This window comes from Paenibacillus sepulcri (assembly GCF_042647105.1).
In the GTDB taxonomy this organism is placed as follows: Bacteria; Bacillota; Bacilli; order Paenibacillales; family Paenibacillaceae; genus Paenibacillus_Z; species Paenibacillus_Z sepulcri.
Genome location: NZ_JBHRUP010000001.1, coordinates 5,897,176 through 5,914,290, shown reverse-complemented (window position 1 = coordinate 5,914,290; position 17,115 = coordinate 5,897,176). Strand labels below are relative to the sequence as shown.

Sequence of the window (17,115 nt, the reverse complement as noted above, 5' to 3'; positions counted from 1 at the left end):
TCTCAGTGCTCCACTGCGCATGAACCGTCTAAGCAGGCCGGCGCTTCCTTATCCCCTACTGTGGAACGAAATTGAACGATGGAATGCTCTTCCGCCCAAGCTTGCTCTAGAGCCTCGGTGAATACTTCCTTCTTCTGCGCGCCGGAGGTGGCGTATTTTCCGTTGATTACGAAATAAGGGACGCCTCGAATGCCTAACTTTTGTGCTTTAAGCTCGTCCGCTCTTACCTCGGCGGCGTATTGCTCGCTTTCCAGCATCGCCTTCGTCTCCGCGACGTCCAGTCCGACTTCTAGGGCAATCGCCACAAGCGTATTCACGTCCCCGATATGCAAGGAATCGGTAAAACAGGCTTTGTACAACCGTTCCAACAATTCGTTCGTTTTTCCGAATTGCACCGAATAATGCAGTAGACGTTGCGCGTTAAACGTGTTCGTGTGTATCGCAGTATCATAATGGAATGTAAGGCCGTCAAGTTCTGCTCGCTTTGTGATATCGTCATGTACAGCTTTCATATGTGCTCTCATCGATCTAAATTTCTTGGCCGATAGCCCATAAATATCGTCGTTTACGTTAATTGCCATGTGAGGATCAAGTTCAAAGCTGCGGTACACGATATCCACCGAATCGCGATGCTCGAACTTCTTTAACCCTTCTTCAAACTTCCGCTTTCCGATACAACAGTATGGACACACGATTTCCGTCTTATTTTCTCCTGATTTCTGGATGCATGCCGGATGAGGAGGAACGTGGAACATTCCCCTCCCCTATCCTCTCCGGTCGCATCATAACCGTTATTTTTTAGTGCGTGTTCGTGTGGTTTACTTGTTGCGCGACTCCGGTACGTGAGGCCGTCATGATCGTGTCGTACAGCTGGTGGCGTTTGACGGCATGTGCGAAGTCCGGCGTTTCATTCGTGCCTTCGCGAAGATCTCTAGCCAAGCTTGCATAAAATTTTCCGATATTGCTTGCCCTTGCCGGTCCTTCGGGAATCGCTTTGATATCTTCGGTGAATTGGCTTGGAATGACGATATCGCTGAGCGTCTTGTCCTCGCCTTTACCGCCTCTCAATTTCAGTTCGGTATTTTGCATATTGCCGTTAAAATCGGCGGTGATGACGAGCTCGCCATTCGTACCAATGATCTCCCAACGCAAATCGAAGTCTCGCGATGTCCCGCTGCGGTATAAGGTCGTCGCCAACACGCCGCTCTCAAGTGTGCCGATAACGGCCATGTGATCCGGAGCCGTCACTTTGATTGTCGTCCCATCGTCTGCGATTTGAGCTTCGGGGTGACGAACTTCCAGCTTCGCGGACACATTATCATAATCGCCGAGTACGTAATTCAGTCCGTCGATGGCGTGAAGTCCTGCGGACGCCAACATGGTCGCGCCGGAGTTCACATCGTACGTATAAGCGAATTTCCGGATCGTGACGGGACCCCAGATCAAAGCCGTTCCGGATAGCGTAGTCGCAAGCACATCGCCAATATAACCTTGAACGATCAAATCACGAGCGTGTTGGATCGCCGGAGAATAACGCGCCTGCAGTCCGATAAACGTTCGAACGCCCGCCTCCTTGGCACGGTCCGCCAAGTCTTGCGCTTGTTCCGTGGACATGCCGAGTGGCCATTCGCTATATACCATTTTGCCCGCTTCGATCGCAGCACGAGCGATATCGTAATGGTATTGCACGTTAATTGCGATTACGACAAGGTCTACTTCAGGATAATTAATCAGATCCTGGTAATTATCGAATCCGGGAACATCGAACGCTTTGGCGGCTGCATCCGCAGATTCACGGTTGCTCGTGCTCAGCGCGACCAGTTCAAAGTCCGGCAGCGCTTGAACCGCCGGGATGTGCGCCGCGACGGCCCACCCAGGGCTAGACGTACTTGCACCGATAACACCTACACCAATTTTCTTATGGTTAGCTTGCTGTTGTCGATTTGACATTTTACTTCCTCCTCTAATCTAATTGGCGATCGCGGACCTCGGACTTTATTCCCTGCAATATTCATCCGCCTATACAAGATGGATAAGATATGTTCTAATAAGAGTTATTCGAGTTCGTTAGTGGACCGCGGTCCGCTTGCTATACAATATAACCGGACCGCAGTCCGGTTGTCAACTGGATAATGCTTAGGAAACGGGGGAAATCTAATGTTGGAAAGAAACCTTCGCAAAGACGCGCAAGAACGCAGACAAATCATTTTAGAAAAGGCAGCCGCTTTGTTCGCCGAATATGGGGTCGAGCATGTCAGCATGCGTCAGATCGCACGGGAAGCCGGAGTCGGCCAAGGTACTCTTTACCGAAGCTATACGAACAAAGGGGAATTGTGCTGGGATCTCATCGGCGAAAGCTGCATCCAGAACTACGATCGGATCCAATCGTTTTTAGGCGATCATACCTCAAGCCCGATTAAAGATCGTTTGGAAACCGTGCTTCTGTATCATTTGGAATCGCTTGAGACGCATTCTCCCGTTCTGGCGGCCATTCAGGCGAACAGTGGCGGCGATGAGCAGCAAAACGTCCCTTTCTATTCGGAGCATTATGAGTCCATTCATTCCGTTATCGTCCGATTATTGAACGAAGTCGCGACGAATAACGAGAAGCTCGCCCTCGTTGCTGTTTTCATGGCGGATGCCATCATGGCGACGCTGCGTCCGGACGTTTATATTTTCCAAAGGCAGCATCGCGGTTATTCAACAGAAGAGATTAAAAACAAACTCTTTCACGTGTTCATCGAGCCGCTATTCCACAAGTGATGAACGATATCGCATTCGAAACGCAAAAAACAGCCGCCTACGCAAAGTAAGCGGCTGTTCAGGTGGCGGCTCCTAACATTGTTTGATGCCATAGCCTTTATTGATTCAATACATAAACGATAAATAATGGTTGCTGCCTACGCATGAGTTGTTTCCGCCTTGGGAGCGAATTCATTCACGGAAGCGATTTGAACAGGATAAGTACTAAAGAACTTTATTTTACGCTAAAGAACTTTATTTTCAATTAAAAAACTTTATTTTCCTCATCAGTCGCTCTCTATCTGCTCCAGAACCCGGATGTTTTTTAATCCGGAACCTGTCGCTTTCTATCTGCTCAGAACCCGGATGTTTTTTAATCCGGAACCTGTCGCTCTCTAACTGCTCCAGAACCCGGATGTTTTTGTAATCCGGAACCTGTCGCTTTCTATCTGCTCCAGAACCCGGATGTTTTTGTAATCCGGAACCTGTCGCTTTCTATCTGCTCAGAACCCGGATGTTTTTTAATCCGGAACCTGTCGCTCTCTAACTGCTCCAGAACCCGGATGTTTTTGTAATCCGGAACCTGTCGCTTTCTATCTGCTCCAGAACCCGGATGTTTTTGTAATCCGGAACCTGTCGCTCTCTATCTGCTCCAGAACCCGGATGTTTTTGTAATCCGGAACCTGTCGCTTTCTATCTGCTCCAGAACCCGGATGTTTTTGTAATCCGGAACCTGTCGCTTTCTATCTGCTCAGAACCCGGATGTTTTTTAATCCGGAACCTGTCGCTCTCTATCTGCTCCAGAACCCGGATGTTTTTGTAATATAATTGTAATGTTTCCTTCATGTTCTTTTCATCTTATTTGCCTATAATAGAGACATGACCCCCCTTTATTATATATTCTCTCTTGCGCCTGCGGATATTGCCGCAGGCCTCTTTTTTTGTTATAAGAGATTCTCCTTAAGAAATGGAATCACTTTGCTCCAAAACCGCGGGTCCTGCTCGGACTGGCTGTGCCCGCTTCCCTCCACATAAAAGGCATCAACCGGCCACTGCTCCGCAAGTATCCGCAGATCATCCGCCGGGATGAAGCTGTCTCCCTTCGAATGAATCATCAACACCGGCACCCCGGCACCAGCTTCGTTCGCCGCCAGCGCGTAAGGAATTTGTGCCGCCTTGTATTCGGCACGAGAGATCCCGGCACGCAGCAGCCAAATCGCCGGAATGAAGTAACCAAGCGGGAAGAACGGCAGCTTCTTCCGCTTCAAATCCGCCTTCAGCATGGTCTCGAAGCGGGTAGGCATCGAATCGGTAACAACCGCCCGCACAGGAAGTCCCGCACCCAGCGCGAGCAGCGTGCCGAAGCCGCCGAGCGAATGGCCCAGAACGGCTATCCGCTGCGGATCAATATCCGGCAGCTTGCGGGCAGCTAATACCGCGGCTTGAATATCGTCCCGAAACATCAGCGCCGAAGGGGCTTTGATGGCTCCGCTGTCCCCATGGCTTCGCGCATCATACAGCAGAACGGCGAGCCCCTCATCAAGCAGCGGCTGCGTATATCTCAACACACGCGAACGATTAGAGCCCCAGCCATGCGCCACAATAACCAGCGGCAGCAGGCTGGAATCCCGGAACTGCATCTCATTGTCCGGAAACAAGAGCCATGCCTGAAGCGCAATTCCTCCGCTGTTGAATGTTAATGACCGGTAGCGCCCGACCGGAACAGCAGGATTGGCCATTCTCCTCGGCTGCTGGGCTTTGGCTGCGATAATCCAGATCAACCACAAAAGAAGCGCGACAAGCGCCGCGCTTATAATCAAAGCTATCCTCATCTTCACACCGCCTACAGCGATTTGACCGCATCCGCGAATTTACGGGCCCGCTCGGTCAGCAAATCAAAACGTCCTTCTCTCACCCATTCCATATTTACCAGTTTGCTGCCCATTCCCACGGAACAGGCGCCTGCTTTGAAGTAGTCTTGAATATTGTCCAGATCGACGCCGCCGGTGGCCATCATCGGTATTTTATCCAGAGGCGCTTTGATTTCCGCCAAATACTTCCATCCAAGCGTACCCATTGGAAAGATCTTCACCGCTTCCGCTCCCGCTTTCCATGCCCTTACAATCTCAGTTGGCGTCATAACGCCTGGCCATACGGAAATGCCGTTCTTCGTTCCGTAATCGACAACCGCTTCATCCAGATTGGGAGAAATCAGAAACTGGGCGCCTGCAGCGACGGCTTCCTTCGCCATCGTCAGATCAAGCACCGTTCCTGCGCCGATCCCCGCCCTGTTCCCGTATTTATCGCGCCATCGGCTGATCATCCCAGCAGCGCCCTGCGTATTCATCGTTATTTCCATCAGGGTTATCCCGCCGTCCAGCAGCGCCTCGGCTGCCTGGTCGGCATACTTGTCCTCAATGTTGCGGAAGATCGCCACAATTTTCTCCCGGATCAGCACATCCAACATTTGGCTCATTCAAAATTCCCCATTTCCATTAATAGCTGTTTTGGCGCCTTATTCTATTGTAAAAGATATCCTGTACAAGATTCAATCGGTGGTTTCCCAATAATCCCGAAGCAGGCGCAGAAAAACATTGGGAAAAGCCAGCTCGCGCATATCTTCCGGCCCGATCCAGCGGTAGTGTGGAGGCAGTCCGCCGTTTGGTTCCTTCCGCGGTTTCCCCTTTGTCGTGTAAGATGCATCCGACTCAGCCGCGAGGAAATTCTGATCGCCTCCGCTCCCGAATAACGTTCCTCCCGAATGATCCGGTTTTTCAAGCGCCGCTTCATTGGCAAGCCAATACCCGAATTCCGCGCGGTACACCTGCACATCCCAAACGATATGGCTGAACACATGCTCCGCCTCGCCCCACCAGCCGGCCGGGCGGACAAGCAGCCCATCCTGGGCAAACAGCTCACGGCACAGCATATCCGCGTGGATGGCGTGTGTATTGGCCCTGCCTGCTAGGCCGCTGCTGGCAGCGGGGCCGCGAGGTCCGACCCCGGAATCCGGAATGAGATCCGGCTCCGCAGCGCTCTTCAGGGAAAGCAGGCCGCCATCTGTTCCGGCTGCGGCTGCACTCTGCATCAGCAGCGCTTCACCGCTGCCGATAACTGCAGTGCCACCAGCCGCGGCGGCTTTCCGCCCGCGGCCTCTGGGCCTCGCTTCGCCGCCTGGCGGCTGCTGGGGCCCCAATACATGCGGCAGCTCCCACATCCGGGCCAGCAGGCCGCTGCCCTGTCGCTGACGCACCAGTATCTTGCCGGCATGCTCGCCGCTGCCAACAACAAGTGCGGCAAGCCGCATTTCCGGCCGCGGCGGCTTGGCCTTCGTCTTGATCGGCAGCGTATGCTCCTTCCCTGCCATCCTTCCCTCGCAGTGCGCCATCACCGGGCAGGTCAGACAGCCCGGTGATTTGGGAGTACAGACAAGCGCTCCAAGCTCCATGAGCGCCTGATTGAAATCGCCGGCCGCTCCCTCAGGAATGAGCGACTTAGCAAGCTTCTCGATTTTGATCCTCGTCGAGGGCTTGGCAATATTGTCCTCCAGGCAGAAATACCGCGACAGCACACGCATGACGTTGCCGTCCACAGCCGGCTCCGGCCGGTTGAAGGCAATGCTCATAATGGCGCCAGCCGTGTAAGGACCTACTCCCCGCAGTGACGAAACGGCATCCTTGTTATCCGGAACTATGCCTCCGTGCCGGGTGAGCACCTCGCTTGCTCCAGCCTGCAGGTTGCGGGCACGCGAATAATAGCCAAGCCCTTCCCAGCACTTCAGCACTTCCTCCTCGGGGGCCTGCGCAAGCGCAGCCGCCGTAGGGAATTTCTCCATGAAACGTTCATAATAAGGAATGACCGTATCCACCCGGGTCTGCTGCAGCATCACTTCGGATACCCAGATCCTGTAGGGATCACGATTGATCCTCCATGGCAGGACACGTTTATTCTCACGGTACCAGCCGAGCAGCTCGCGGCTGAAATAATCTGCTGCTTCCCTATCCATCTTAGTGGTCACCTTCCTCGAGCAAGAGATGCGATTCGCGGTGAACGCGCCTGTACTGTGTCGGAGACAATCCGATATGCTGCTTGAACAGCCGGGACAAATAATGATTTTGCAGCCCCACCTGCCCGGCAACCTCATTCACAGCGCGGTCCGTTTGTTCCAGAAGCCGTCTGGCTTCCTCCAGGCGTCTTCTGTTGACATACTGAATAGGCGAAAAACCGACTGCACTTTTGAAAAAACTGATAAAGTAGTTCGGGTGCAAAAAAGCCAGCTTCGCCAGCTCGTCCACACCAATATTGCCATCCAGGTGCTCATCAATATATTCTAACACACGATCGATCACTTCGAGCGAATCGATTCGCTGCATAATCTCCTCCTGCTGTCCGCAATAATCGAGATAATAAGCAATAACCTCAAGCATGCCCGCCTTCACCCTCAAATCACTGGACAAAGATGTCGAGTGAAAAGCATGGATGAGGCTTTCGAAGCAATCGATGATATGATCTCCATGTACGGGTTTAACGCAAAATGGGAGCTGGAGCAGCTCAAACAGCTGCATATCTCCCATTGATGCGCGAAAGTGGCACCAGTAGATGCCGATGGCAGGCAAAGTCTCGCTGCCAAAAACGATCTGGGATCCCGGCGGCAGCAGATACAGCTGCCCTGTTTGTACTTCATAGCGGTGCCCGTTCATATAAAGGACCCCTTGTCCTTCTTTTATGTACCATAAGCGATAAAACTCGGGAAGGCTCTGCACCCTCAAGCCCGGTCTTGTATATGAGAATGATGCCATTGCCACATCAGCATGGAAATGGTGAAAATAGTTTCGGATGATCGTCATGTAGGTAGGCTTCATTTTCTGCTCCAATCATCATAATAATGAAAACTTTCATTCACTCCAACTAACATTATACGTACAAAAAGGTTAAAAGGATACGACCGGGCATGTCAGGTTTGCAAAGGTTTGCCCAAACGTCCTATACTGGAGAAAATACCCTGAAAGATTAGTTCTAAAGTCAGGAGACACGGCTGCACTGTCCTTTGGCGGCATAGTACGATTCTATAAGGTGAACAATGGAGGACTTTGTGATCATACCATCCTATCGGCAGGCATCTTTGCGCCCGCTGCTATCCCTGCTTCTGTCCATTCTGGCTATTTTGCTGCTAAGCGCCTGCGGAAGTCCGTCAAACGCGCTGGAAGGCCCGGCCGAGGTTGTGCAAATCGCCCGCTCCGCCTGTATATCCTGTCATGGCTCGGAGCTCCAGGGTAAAATGGGCCCTGAAACGAATCTTCAGCATGTAGGCAAGCGGTTATCCAAGGAACAAATCGCCCGGCAAATTAGAAAAGGCGGCGAGAGCATGCCTGCATTCGAGTCGCGGCTGACGGCCGAAGAGATCGAAGGGCTGGCAAGCTGGCTCAGCGGCAAGAAATGACAATTTATCCTCTAATATAAAAAGAACCCGCTCAACTGGCGCAGGCTCTTCATACTGACCTATCCGAAAGGATCAACAGTACCCCTATCCGCTTTCAACCGGATGATAGGGTTCTTTTTTTATATTTTGGCGTGAATTATAAACATACGCTTCAGACTTCAGGAAGTCAAGCTGAGGCAGGCGCTTTGGGAAAATGCGGAAAAGCGCCTGAAACAAAAGAAAAACAGGCAGCGCGCGATAACGCCGGTGCCTGTTTTCGGATCATTATATTTCAAACATGTCCTTCAATTGGAGTACAGTTTCAAGCTGGTGATGAGATATTATTTGCTGATACCATTCCAGAACGTCACGTCTTCGACAGGCAGGCGGACAGTCGGATGAGCGGGCTCAAGCGCTTTGCCGACCGCAATCAGCATAACATCGGTATAGCGGTCCGGTATATCGAACAATTCTTTGAGCTGCTGGGCGTTATAACCGGCCATTGGTACCGTATCGTAGCCATGCGCTTTTGCCACAAGCATAAGCTGCATGGAGACAAGGCCCGCATCAATGAGAAAAGCGCTTTTCGTCTTGTCAGGGCTGGATTTCGTGTAATGGTTTGTCAGGTTTGTGACGAGCTGGTCTTTCGTCTCGCCCGTCATGTATCCGGCCTCGACCGCCTGCGAATAAATTTTATCCACTTCTTTATAGGCTTCCAGGTCTGCCAATACGACAACCATCGCGGCAGAAGTCACCGTCTGCTCCTGATTAAAGGCAACCGGCAGCAGCTTCTCTTTCAGAGCCGGATCGTCAATGACCAGAAATCTCCAAGGCTGCACATTGGCTCCGGAAGGAGCGAGAGTAGCCTGCGACAGCATCTCTTTCAGCTCCTGTACGGGAATCTTCACGTTGGGATCATATTTGCGCACCGCGTGCCGATCGCGAATAACGGTGAAAAAATCAGTCTCTTTGAATATGCTTGTCTCCATTTTTTGAACTCCTCCTATGATGGAACTAATAAATTCGTCAAGCCATTAAAACAAGGCTTTACTTCCCAGTAGAGCCACTGGTAAATTCCTTGCAAAAATTGTTGAACATTGTTTTGTACCTAAAGGTATATTAATTCCTGCGCTCTCCAATGTCAACCGTTGAATTGTAGAGACACAGTAAATTGCATTTCGGAAGCGTCAGGCAGCAAGCGGAGCCATCTCGCCGATGTGCCGGTCAATCTGGCCTCCTGGCCGGATCATTATTAATCATCTGCCCTTAATTTCTGTTATCATCGCCTATTCATACATCTTCAATGCAGTACGCTGCAGTCCCATCCTTCTCACGACGCTTCGCCGTTTCTTAACGACTGGATATCAGTCACACGCCGCGGCGTGCGATAAGGCCAAAGAGCGACGAAGCGATGGCAATGATTCCGCTGACGATGAATACGGCAGCCAGCCCGGCCGAGTCAACAAGCAGGCCCCCCAGTGCGGAGCCGACCGCAATGGCCAGCTGCATCACGGTGATCAGCATGGCGGACGATGCTTCCGGGGCATCCGGAGTTGCTGTCAGCATCAGGGTCTGAAGCGCCAGAGGCACAAGTCCCCATATGATGCCCCATGCCACAAAAAGAATGCTGACGATAATCGGAGCATCGCTCAGTGCGGGCAGGACGGCCAGGATGACCCCGAACGCGGCGGCGGCGCCCACGAAGGTCCAAATGCGGCTGCGTGCCACAAGTGCACTGCCGAGCAGTGTGCCGACGATGCCGGCGAGCCCGTAACCAAGGAACTGAACAGTAGCCAGCCCAGACTCCATATGAGCATTCTGCAGGAGAAACGGCGTCACAAAGGTGGATGCGGCGAACTGCCCCACAGTGACCATTCCTCCAGCGATAAGCACGGTCCGGCCGATCGGAACGCGGAACACCTTTATGAGGTGAGAGAACCGCATCCTGCCTATCGCCGGAATCTTCGGCAGAACCGCAAGCTGAATGACGACGATCAGGACCGCCAGAGCCGCCGCTCCGGCAAAAGTCAACCGCCATCCAATGAGGTTCCCGAAGAACTGTCCTGCGGGGAGTCCGATTACGGTACCCGCCGATAAGCCTGCCAAAATAACCGACGTTGCACGCGTGCCCGCCTCCGGGCCTGCCAGGCGAAAGCCCAACGAAGGGACCACGGCCCAAAAACCGCCAATCGCGACCCCGAGGAACACTCTCGCCAGAAGCAGGATGCCGAAGTTAGGCGCCACGAACGCAATCGCATTCGACAGCACGACGAGAATGCCCAGTATAACAATCAGAAGGCGGCGGTCGAGCCGGCCGGCTCCGACGATAACCAAAGGCGCCGCGACAGCCGCGCTCAGTCCAGGGACGAGCACCATCAATCCCGCAGCTCCAAGCGTCACATTCAAATCGTCGGCAACGTTCGGCAGGAAGCCGACAGGGATGAATTCGGTCGTCACGATAACGGCTGCCCCCAGCGCAAGAGAAATCACTCCCAGCCAAGTTCGAATTGACGGCAAAGACATGCTCATTTTGTACTCCTCCTGAAATTCTGAGATGGAGATATCTAAGCTTTTACAGTTTATATTCTTTGTCTCTTTAAGCTGTAATAGCAGTTATTCCGAACTCATTTTTTATGGCACAATATATATGTACTGTTAGGTAAATATAAGGCAGCCAACCTTTATTGTCAATAAGAAAATTCAAGGAAAAACAATTCAAGACTGTCTATAGAGCATTATATCTTACCTAACAGTACAAATAATTGGAAGGTAAAATCAAAAATTAGAACGGCAAAAAGGCAGTCCCGGACCGTTTCAGACCAGGACTGCCTTCCTATTATTGCAAAATTATGCTGACCCGCGGACTGTGAATCCGGGCTCCCTTTAACCAGAAATCCGACTGCTTCTCTTATGCCATTCGCTCAACGATCACAAAAGCCGAAGCCAGCGAGTGATCATGTGTTATCGTGACATGGATGACCGTTGATGTCGGAGACATCCTGAGCCTCTCCCAAGCCTTGTCAGCCAGTCTGCAGAGCGGCTTGCCGCAATCATCGCGGCCAATCTCGATATCGTGAAAGGACAGCGTACGGCCGATTCCGCAGCCGAAGGCTTTGGATACCGCTTCCTTGGCGGCGAAGCGACCTGCTGTGAACTCAATAAGCCGCAGGCCGCTCATCTCAGCCGCCCTCTTCAGCTCAAGAGGCGTTAATATCCTTTCCTGGAAACGGGCTCCTGCAGTTCCTTCCAGCAGCCTCTTCATTCGTTCCAGCGATGTCAAATCATGCCCGATCCCGACAATCATTCAGATTTCTCTCCCTTGCTTGCTGTGTAATTCGGAATGCCGGATTGTCCACCGAAGCGTAATGACTGCAAACGGCAATAAGCTCCCCACCTGATAGGGTGAAGAGCTTATTGGACATACTGCTTATATGCCGGGAATCGGCTCGCGTTTATGTGCAGTCTTGATGTACTGGCGTTCCAGCTTCTCGCGTGCTGCATCGCTTACCGTTTTGCCTTCGAGATAAGCGCTGTTCTCATCATAGGTGATACCCAGCTCTTCCTCGTCCGTCTGACCTTCCCAAAGTCCCGCGGTAGGAGCTTTGCCCTGTACGCTTGCGGGAACGCCGAGAACGGCTGCCAGCTGGCGGACCTGGCGTTTGTTCAGCGTGGAGAGGGGGGTAATATCAACTGCCCCGTCTCCCCATTTGGTGTAGAAGCCGGTAATGGCTTCCGAGGCATGATCCGTGCCAACGACCAGCAGATTAAGCTCAAAGGCCAATGCGTACTGCGTAACCATCCGGGTACGCGCCTTCACATTGCCTTTGCCGCCGCGGCTGATATGCCGGGACATGCCGATCGACTTCAAGCCATGCTCCACCTCAAGGGCGACCTCATCAACCGCTTCCTCAATGTTGGTTTCAATGCGGTGCTTCAGGTTAAAAGCCTCCGCCACCTCGTAGCTATGGGCAATATCGCTTTGCTCCCCGTAGGGCTGGAAGACGCCAAGCGTCATATAATCCTTGCCTGTCTCCGCAGACAGCTCATCAGTCGCTTGCTTGCACAGGCCGGTGGCAACGGCGCTGTCGATCCCGCCGCTTATTGCGATGAGCAGCCCGGTCGTCCCTGATTTCACAACGTATTCCTTCAGAAAGTCAACCCGCTTGCGTATTTCATCCTTCGGATCGATTTCCGGTTTTACGCCAAGCTTCGCAATAATTTCCTGCTGTAAGCTCATCCCATCACCTCTTAGCTGCAAAAACGTTCGAAAGCGGAAGTCAGATCTGCCGCGATGTCGGCTGCCGAACGGTTCTCGATTTGATGACGTTCGATAAAGTAAACCAGTTCGCCGTCTTTCATTATGGCAATCGACGGAGATGAAGGAGGGTATGGAGCAAAATATTCACGAGCTTTGGCTGTCGCTTCCTTATCCTGTCCGGCAAACACGGTGTACAGGTGGTCGGGCTTCAATTCGTTCTGGAGCGCCTCGGCTACCCCTGGACGGCATTGACCCGCTGCGCAGCCGCAAACGGAGTTGACAACAACAAGCGCGGTTCCTTTGGCATCCGGAAGCTTGGCTTCCACTTCTTCAGGCGTGCGAAGCTCCTCGATTCCAAGGCGTGTAAGATCATCGCGCATCGGCTGCACCATATCGAGCATATATCGTTCAAAAGACATTGACATGTGTAATCACTCCTAATATGAGATCATTTTCTACTATTATAACGCCGACGGAATTTGAAAGCAAAAGAAAAAGCAACCGGCACTGACCGATTGCTGACCCTATTGCCGGCTTCCGCCGCAGACGCTATATCGAAGGCCGGTTCGGGCCGTCCAATTTCTTATCAAAACCTGCCGATTCCGGTGCCTTGCCGCCCGATTGCTGTCTGCGCTGCTGCTTCTGCTCAGCGCTATCCTGCGCCTCCGCAGGAACCTGCTTCGTTTGTCCGTCTTGACTGTTGTTCACTGCCAGCACCTCCTTCCGGTGCTAGTATGTGCGCAATTCTGCCGGGTTATCCCCTTTTTACCTGCAGCAGCGCTCCTCCAGCCGCAAGCAGGATGAAGCACCACTGCAGAGCGCTCAGGCCCGCTGTCAAATCCGGAAAATCGCCTGGCGGGTACGGAGCGAACAGGCTGACCACCAGCCCTCCTATCCCCGCGCCCAGCAGCCCTGCTCTCCCGTATTCTCCGCTTACAGGCTCACTTGCCTGGACCGACCGCAGAAGATATATGTATACAATAAGAAATAACAGCGCATAGATAATCCGATAGGGAAAATCCGTCAGCCCGTTCCAAACCGCACTGCCCGGAAGGACAGCCATAGCCGCGGTATCCAACAGACGCAGCCAGGAAAGCTTGCGGACTCTGACCGCAAGCAGCAGATACAACAGGGCCAAGAACAGGCCGATCAAGGCATCTGTATCGCTTCCTCGTACAAGCAGCAGCGATTGCGGCGAATTCCAGACTGACTCGGGGTCTCTTATTATAAAAGCCAGCTTCCATCCCAGCAAAGCAATTACAACTGCGTTGAACAACAGATCCTGCAGGACCCTGTCCGGGCTATCCGGACTTCTCCTCTGCCACAGCCACAATGCGCCAAGCCCGGCTGCGGCCGATAAAATAAAAGTCAGCAGCAAGCCATCCAGGCGGGCTGATCCAATTGAAACCAGTTCCGGCATCCTATTCTCCTTATTCCACCGCTGCTGCGGCCTCATGTATTCGCTGCTGCATGCTGAAGGCTACAATAAACAGCGTACCTTCACCTTCTGTCGATTCAACCTTGATTTGACCCCCGTGACGTTCTACGATACTAAGGCAAAGCGGAAGGCCAAGGCCTGTACCGCGTAATTTTGTTGTATAAAAGGGTTCGAACAGCCTCTCCTGCTGCTCCGCGGAAATCCCGCAGCCGTTGTCGCCAACCCGAAGCTCCACCTGCTGGGCATGAACGACCGTCCCAAGAGTAAGCACACCCTTCTGATCCATGGCCTCCATCCCGTTGCGGGCCAGATTCAATATAAGCTGTTTCATCTCTTTTACATTGAGCAGAAGGCGCGGCATTTGATCAGCCAGCTCCAGTTCAATGGATTGCCCCCGCATATTGGCGTCAGCCCAGAGCAGCGGCAGCATTTCATTGATCAGATCATGCAGCGAACAGCTTTCCTTCTCAATCATCTGGTTCTGGGCAAGAGAAAGAAAGTCGTTGATAATGCTGTTGGCCCGATCAAGCTCGTCCATGACGATACGAAAATATTCCTGTTGATGATCGGGACTGCGCTCCCGCATCAGTTGTACGAAGCCGCGAATTACGGCCATTGGATTGCGGATTTCATGCGTGATGCTGGCAGCCATCTGCCCGACGAGGCTAAGCCGTTCCATCCGCCCGACTTCATCGCGCAGACGGCTTACCTCCGTCTTGTCGTAAAGCATAAGAGCCGCACCGATAACGGTGTTGTTTTGCTGGTCACGGACGCTGAATCCCTGCTTCAAATAAATCTTGCTCTGCTCCTGCACGCTGTCGCTGGACATATTATTGCCGCTTAACGCCTCAGCAATCAACTGTCCCAATTCGTCCTGCTCCACATTCTCGTAAAGGCTGGTATAGGACTTGCCGAGCAAATCCTCCGGGTCCCCCGATGAGAGTTTATGGTTCAGAATACACATGGCCCGCTTGTTAATGTGGGAAACAATACCGCTCCTGTCCACGAATATGACGCCAACTTGGCTTTCCTCAAGCATTTGGTGGAGCGTGTGAGCCTCACTTCGCAGCTCGTTTGATACATTTTGAAACTCATCGATATTTTTTTGGCTTTTTAATATTTTTTCCATCAGGCTGATGCAAAAAACCACTGCAATCATGCTGATCAGTCCATACAATAAATAATACCGGACAGCGGCTGGATCATAGAAATGCCTGGAAGATACAAGATGGCTGAATAAGGAATCTCCCATAACCAAAGCCATAATGGTGATCATAAAAAAGGCGATAAACTGTTTTTCTTTGAGCGAAGATTGTTGAAATCGTTTTATGGATACAAACAGCATTGGGATAAGAACAATAACAAGCCCGACCAGATCGATTCCGATCCCCCATCCGTTCCTCAGAAACTGTGAGAGCGCAAACATGAATGCCAATGCGACTGCTGTAAAGCTTCCCCCATATAGAGAACCGATCAGTAATGGAATGGCCCGAAAATCAAGATCGAACCCATGGAAGCTTATCGTGGTGACGGATCCAAACAAGATGGATACGCTGCAGGTCAAGGCAATACAAATGGAAAATCCCTTGTTTTGTTTGAGATGCTCAGTCCACGTCTGAAAGACAAACACGGGTATCAAAGCGACAATGAGTTGCAATAGCGTTTGCTTCCACAAATATCCGATCTCCCCCCAATCCATCCCTTATTTTACCAGCTGTTTATTCCCATTCACTCCGATTAAAACATAGGTCTATCAAATTTACAATCATCGATCCATTGACTCACTCAGGAAAAATGCCATAAAATCTGATGTTGTCGAATAGACGCTACGCAGTGGAGCAAATATGGACGCAAAAAGAACAAAGGTAGTATGATAGTGGAGACGAATCTGGCAGCACAGCAGCATTGTCCAAATAACTGTTTATGAGCGAGGAGCATATATGAATTACGATGTCGTCATTGTGGGAGGAGGGCCTTCCGGACTAATGGCTTCCATTGCTGCAGCAGAAAGAGGAGCCCGGACCCTGCTTATTGATAAAGGCAATAAACTGGGAAGAAAGCTTGGCATTTCCGGAGGCGGCCGATGCAACGTGACCAATGCCAAGGAGCTCGAGGAGCTGATCCGTCATATCCCCGGCAATGGGCGGTTTCTCTACAGCGCTCTTGCCCAGTTCAGCAACCGCGACATTATGGTTTTCTTCGAGCAGCTTGGCATTCCTTTGAAGGAAGAGGATCGCGGGCGAATGTTTCCTGTATCGGATAAAGCCAAATCGGTCGTGGAAACTCTTATCCGCAAAGCAAGCTCGGAAGGTGTCGAGATGCGGGTCAACGAGCCGGTGGCCGGTCTACTGATTAAGGACGGAGGGCTGCTTGGCGTGAAACTGCGCTCAGGAGAAGAGATCAGAAGCGCAGCCGTTATCATTGCGACCGGAGGGAAATCCGTGCCGCATACCGGATCGACCGGTGATGGCTATCCCTGGGCGGAGCAGGCCGGTCATACGATTACGGAGCTGTACCCCACGGAGGTGCCGCTTACCTCTGCCGAGCCCTGGATCCAGAACCGCGAGCTTCAGGGCATATCCCTGCAGAGCATCACGCTCACGGTATGGAATGCGAAGGGAAAGAAGCTTGTTGAGCATGAAGGGGATATGATTTTCACCCATTTCGGCCTGTCGGGTCCTGCCGCACTCCGCTGCAGCCAGTTTGTCGTAAAGGCGCTCAGGAAGGATCCCAAGGGTGATGTAGTGGTCAGTATTGATTTGTTCCCGGAGCAATCGGCCGACGAATTATACACGGGTACGATGTCGCTCATCAAGGCGGAGCCCAAGAAGGCAATCAAAAACGTTCTTCGCTCGATCGTGCAGGAGCGACTGCTGGAATGGCTGCTGCGCCGCAGCGGAATTTCGGGGGATTTGACCTTTGACAATGTGGCGAAAGGACCCTGGATGGAGCTTATGCGGCTGATGAAGCGGATTCCGGTCAACGTAAACGGCACCTTGTCAATCGAAGAGGCTTTCGTTACCGGGGGCGGTGTAAACCTGAAGGAAGTCGATCCCGGCACGATGCAATCCAGGCTGACGCCGGGACTGTTCTTCTGCGGCGAAATTTTGGATATCCATGGGTACACCGGAGGTTATAACATCACGGCCGCCTTCACAACCGGCTATACGGCAGGAATGAGCGCAGCTGCGCTGCGGCAATAAGTCCCTTCGGCATGAACAAAGCTGACAGCCATTGTGGCGCTGTCAGCTTTGCAGG

At 52.2% G+C, this 17,115-nt stretch carries 17 protein-coding genes; 3 read left to right on the top strand and 14 right to left on the bottom strand.

Annotated elements, in window-relative coordinates; all coding sequences use genetic code 11:
- Positions 1-2 precede the first annotated feature (2 nt).
- Entirely contained in the window at positions 3-755 is a 753-nt protein-coding gene (locus ACFOLF_RS25885) for a DsbA family oxidoreductase (protein WP_210044131.1), read from the bottom strand.
- 43 nt (positions 756-798) lie between these two features.
- On the bottom strand, positions 799-1,950 hold the full coding sequence (locus ACFOLF_RS25880) for a Gfo/Idh/MocA family protein (RefSeq protein WP_210044130.1): 1,152 nt from the start codon (positions 1,948-1,950) through the stop codon (positions 799-801).
- Positions 1,951-2,157: 207 nt separating this feature from the next.
- On the opposite strand from ACFOLF_RS25880, the gene ACFOLF_RS25875 reads away from it, so the two are divergent.
- A complete protein-coding gene (locus ACFOLF_RS25875) occupies positions 2,158-2,763 on the top strand; it encodes a TetR/AcrR family transcriptional regulator (protein WP_210044129.1) in 606 nt (201 codons plus the stop codon).
- Positions 2,764-3,686: 923 nt separating this feature from the next.
- Here the strand turns inward: ACFOLF_RS25875 and ACFOLF_RS25870 are convergent.
- The 4 genes from ACFOLF_RS25870 to ACFOLF_RS25855 form a co-directional block, all read right to left on the bottom strand.
- Positions 3,687-4,574 carry an alpha/beta hydrolase gene (locus ACFOLF_RS25870; protein ID WP_210044128.1) on the bottom strand — a complete coding sequence of 296 codons (888 nt, stop codon included), beginning with the start codon at positions 4,572-4,574 and terminating at the stop codon, positions 3,687-3,689.
- A gap of 11 nt (positions 4,575-4,585) precedes the next feature.
- On the bottom strand, positions 4,586-5,218 hold the full coding sequence (locus ACFOLF_RS25865) for a bifunctional 4-hydroxy-2-oxoglutarate aldolase/2-dehydro-3-deoxy-phosphogluconate aldolase (protein ID WP_210044127.1): 633 nt from the start codon (positions 5,216-5,218) through the stop codon (positions 4,586-4,588).
- Between the two features lie 72 nt (positions 5,219-5,290).
- Complete coding sequence (mutY, locus tag ACFOLF_RS25860) at positions 5,291-6,748, bottom strand: A/G-specific adenine glycosylase (protein WP_210044126.1); 1,458 nt, start codon at positions 6,746-6,748, stop codon at positions 5,291-5,293.
- A gap of 1 nt (position 6,749) precedes the next feature.
- On the bottom strand, positions 6,750-7,541 hold the full coding sequence (locus tag ACFOLF_RS25855; protein ID WP_379113411.1) for an AraC family transcriptional regulator: 792 nt from the start codon (positions 7,539-7,541) through the stop codon (positions 6,750-6,752).
- A 293-nt stretch (positions 7,542-7,834) separates the two neighbouring features.
- Between ACFOLF_RS25855 and ACFOLF_RS25850 the strand changes: the two genes are divergently transcribed.
- Positions 7,835-8,182: a c-type cytochrome gene (locus tag ACFOLF_RS25850; protein WP_379113399.1), complete on the top strand. Its 348-nt coding sequence runs from the start codon at positions 7,835-7,837 to the stop codon at positions 8,180-8,182.
- Between the two features lie 320 nt (positions 8,183-8,502).
- Here ACFOLF_RS25850 and ACFOLF_RS25845 read toward each other — a convergent pair whose 3' ends face one another.
- The 8 genes from ACFOLF_RS25845 to ACFOLF_RS25810 form a co-directional block, all read right to left on the bottom strand.
- Complete coding sequence (locus ACFOLF_RS25845) at positions 8,503-9,150, bottom strand: nitroreductase family protein (protein ID WP_210044123.1); 648 nt, start codon at positions 9,148-9,150, stop codon at positions 8,503-8,505.
- Between the two features lie 379 nt (positions 9,151-9,529).
- Positions 9,530-10,690, bottom strand: a complete 1,161-nt coding sequence (locus tag ACFOLF_RS25840; protein WP_210044122.1) for an MFS transporter — start codon at positions 10,688-10,690, stop codon at positions 9,530-9,532.
- 379 nt (positions 10,691-11,069) lie between these two features.
- Positions 11,070-11,465 (bottom strand): holo-ACP synthase, encoded by a 396-nt coding sequence (acpS, locus tag ACFOLF_RS25835; RefSeq protein WP_210044121.1) that lies wholly within the window; start codon positions 11,463-11,465, stop codon positions 11,070-11,072.
- Between the two features lie 123 nt (positions 11,466-11,588).
- Complete coding sequence (nadE, locus tag ACFOLF_RS25830; RefSeq protein ID WP_210044120.1) at positions 11,589-12,398, bottom strand: ammonia-dependent NAD(+) synthetase; 810 nt, start codon at positions 12,396-12,398, stop codon at positions 11,589-11,591.
- Between the two features lie 11 nt (positions 12,399-12,409).
- The gene (locus ACFOLF_RS25825) at positions 12,410-12,844 is read right to left on the bottom strand and encodes a BrxA/BrxB family bacilliredoxin (protein WP_210044119.1); all 435 of its coding nucleotides are present in this window, start codon (positions 12,842-12,844) and stop codon (positions 12,410-12,412) included.
- Positions 12,845-12,968: 124 nt separating this feature from the next.
- Positions 12,969-13,127, bottom strand: coding sequence for a hypothetical protein (locus ACFOLF_RS25820; protein ID WP_210044118.1), 159 nt, complete (start codon positions 13,125-13,127; stop codon positions 12,969-12,971).
- Positions 13,128-13,173: 46 nt separating this feature from the next.
- Entirely contained in the window at positions 13,174-13,839 is a 666-nt protein-coding gene (locus tag ACFOLF_RS25815; protein ID WP_210044117.1) for a hypothetical protein, read from the bottom strand.
- Between the two features lie 10 nt (positions 13,840-13,849).
- Positions 13,850-15,532: an ATP-binding protein gene (locus ACFOLF_RS25810; RefSeq protein ID WP_379113397.1), complete on the bottom strand. Its 1,683-nt coding sequence runs from the start codon at positions 15,530-15,532 to the stop codon at positions 13,850-13,852.
- Between the two features lie 265 nt (positions 15,533-15,797).
- Here ACFOLF_RS25810 and ACFOLF_RS25805 point away from each other — a divergent pair, with 265 nt between their 5' ends.
- On the top strand, positions 15,798-17,060 hold the full coding sequence (locus ACFOLF_RS25805) for a BaiN/RdsA family NAD(P)/FAD-dependent oxidoreductase (RefSeq protein ID WP_210044115.1): 1,263 nt from the start codon (positions 15,798-15,800) through the stop codon (positions 17,058-17,060).
- Positions 17,061-17,115: the final 55 nt, after the last annotated feature.

Excerpts from the sequence above, each read along its gene's own strand:
- acpS (WP_210044121.1), bottom strand. The coding sequence starts at position 11,465 with ATGATTGTCGGGATCGGGCATGATTTGACATCGCTGGAACGAATGAAG.
- ACFOLF_RS25875 (WP_210044129.1), top strand. The coding sequence starts at position 2,158 with ATGTTGGAAAGAAACCTTCGCAAAGACGCGCAAGAACGCAGACAAATC.
- ACFOLF_RS25815 (WP_210044117.1), bottom strand. The coding sequence starts at position 13,839 with ATGCCGGAACTGGTTTCAATTGGATCAGCCCGCCTGGATGGCTTGCTG.
- ACFOLF_RS25885 (WP_210044131.1), bottom strand. The coding sequence starts at position 755 with ATGTTCCACGTTCCTCCTCATCCGGCATGCATCCAGAAATCAGGAGAA.
- nadE (WP_210044120.1), bottom strand. The coding sequence starts at position 12,398 with ATGAGCTTACAGCAGGAAATTATTGCGAAGCTTGGCGTAAAACCGGAA.
- ACFOLF_RS25845 (WP_210044123.1), bottom strand. The coding sequence starts at position 9,150 with ATGGAGACAAGCATATTCAAAGAGACTGATTTTTTCACCGTTATTCGC.
- ACFOLF_RS25805 (WP_210044115.1), top strand. The coding sequence starts at position 15,798 with ATGAATTACGATGTCGTCATTGTGGGAGGAGGGCCTTCCGGACTAATG.
- ACFOLF_RS25855 (WP_379113411.1), bottom strand. The coding sequence starts at position 7,541 with ATGGCATCATTCTCATATACAAGACCGGGCTTGAGGGTGCAGAGCCTT.
- ACFOLF_RS25865 (WP_210044127.1), bottom strand. The coding sequence starts at position 5,218 with ATGAGCCAAATGTTGGATGTGCTGATCCGGGAGAAAATTGTGGCGATC.
- ACFOLF_RS25870 (WP_210044128.1), bottom strand. The coding sequence starts at position 4,574 with ATGAGGATAGCTTTGATTATAAGCGCGGCGCTTGTCGCGCTTCTTTTG.
- ACFOLF_RS25880 (WP_210044130.1), bottom strand. The coding sequence starts at position 1,950 with ATGTCAAATCGACAACAGCAAGCTAACCATAAGAAAATTGGTGTAGGT.
- mutY (WP_210044126.1), bottom strand. The coding sequence starts at position 6,748 with ATGGATAGGGAAGCAGCAGATTATTTCAGCCGCGAGCTGCTCGGCTGG.
- ACFOLF_RS25825 (WP_210044119.1), bottom strand. The coding sequence starts at position 12,844 with ATGTCAATGTCTTTTGAACGATATATGCTCGATATGGTGCAGCCGATG.
- ACFOLF_RS25840 (WP_210044122.1), bottom strand. The coding sequence starts at position 10,690 with ATGAGCATGTCTTTGCCGTCAATTCGAACTTGGCTGGGAGTGATTTCT.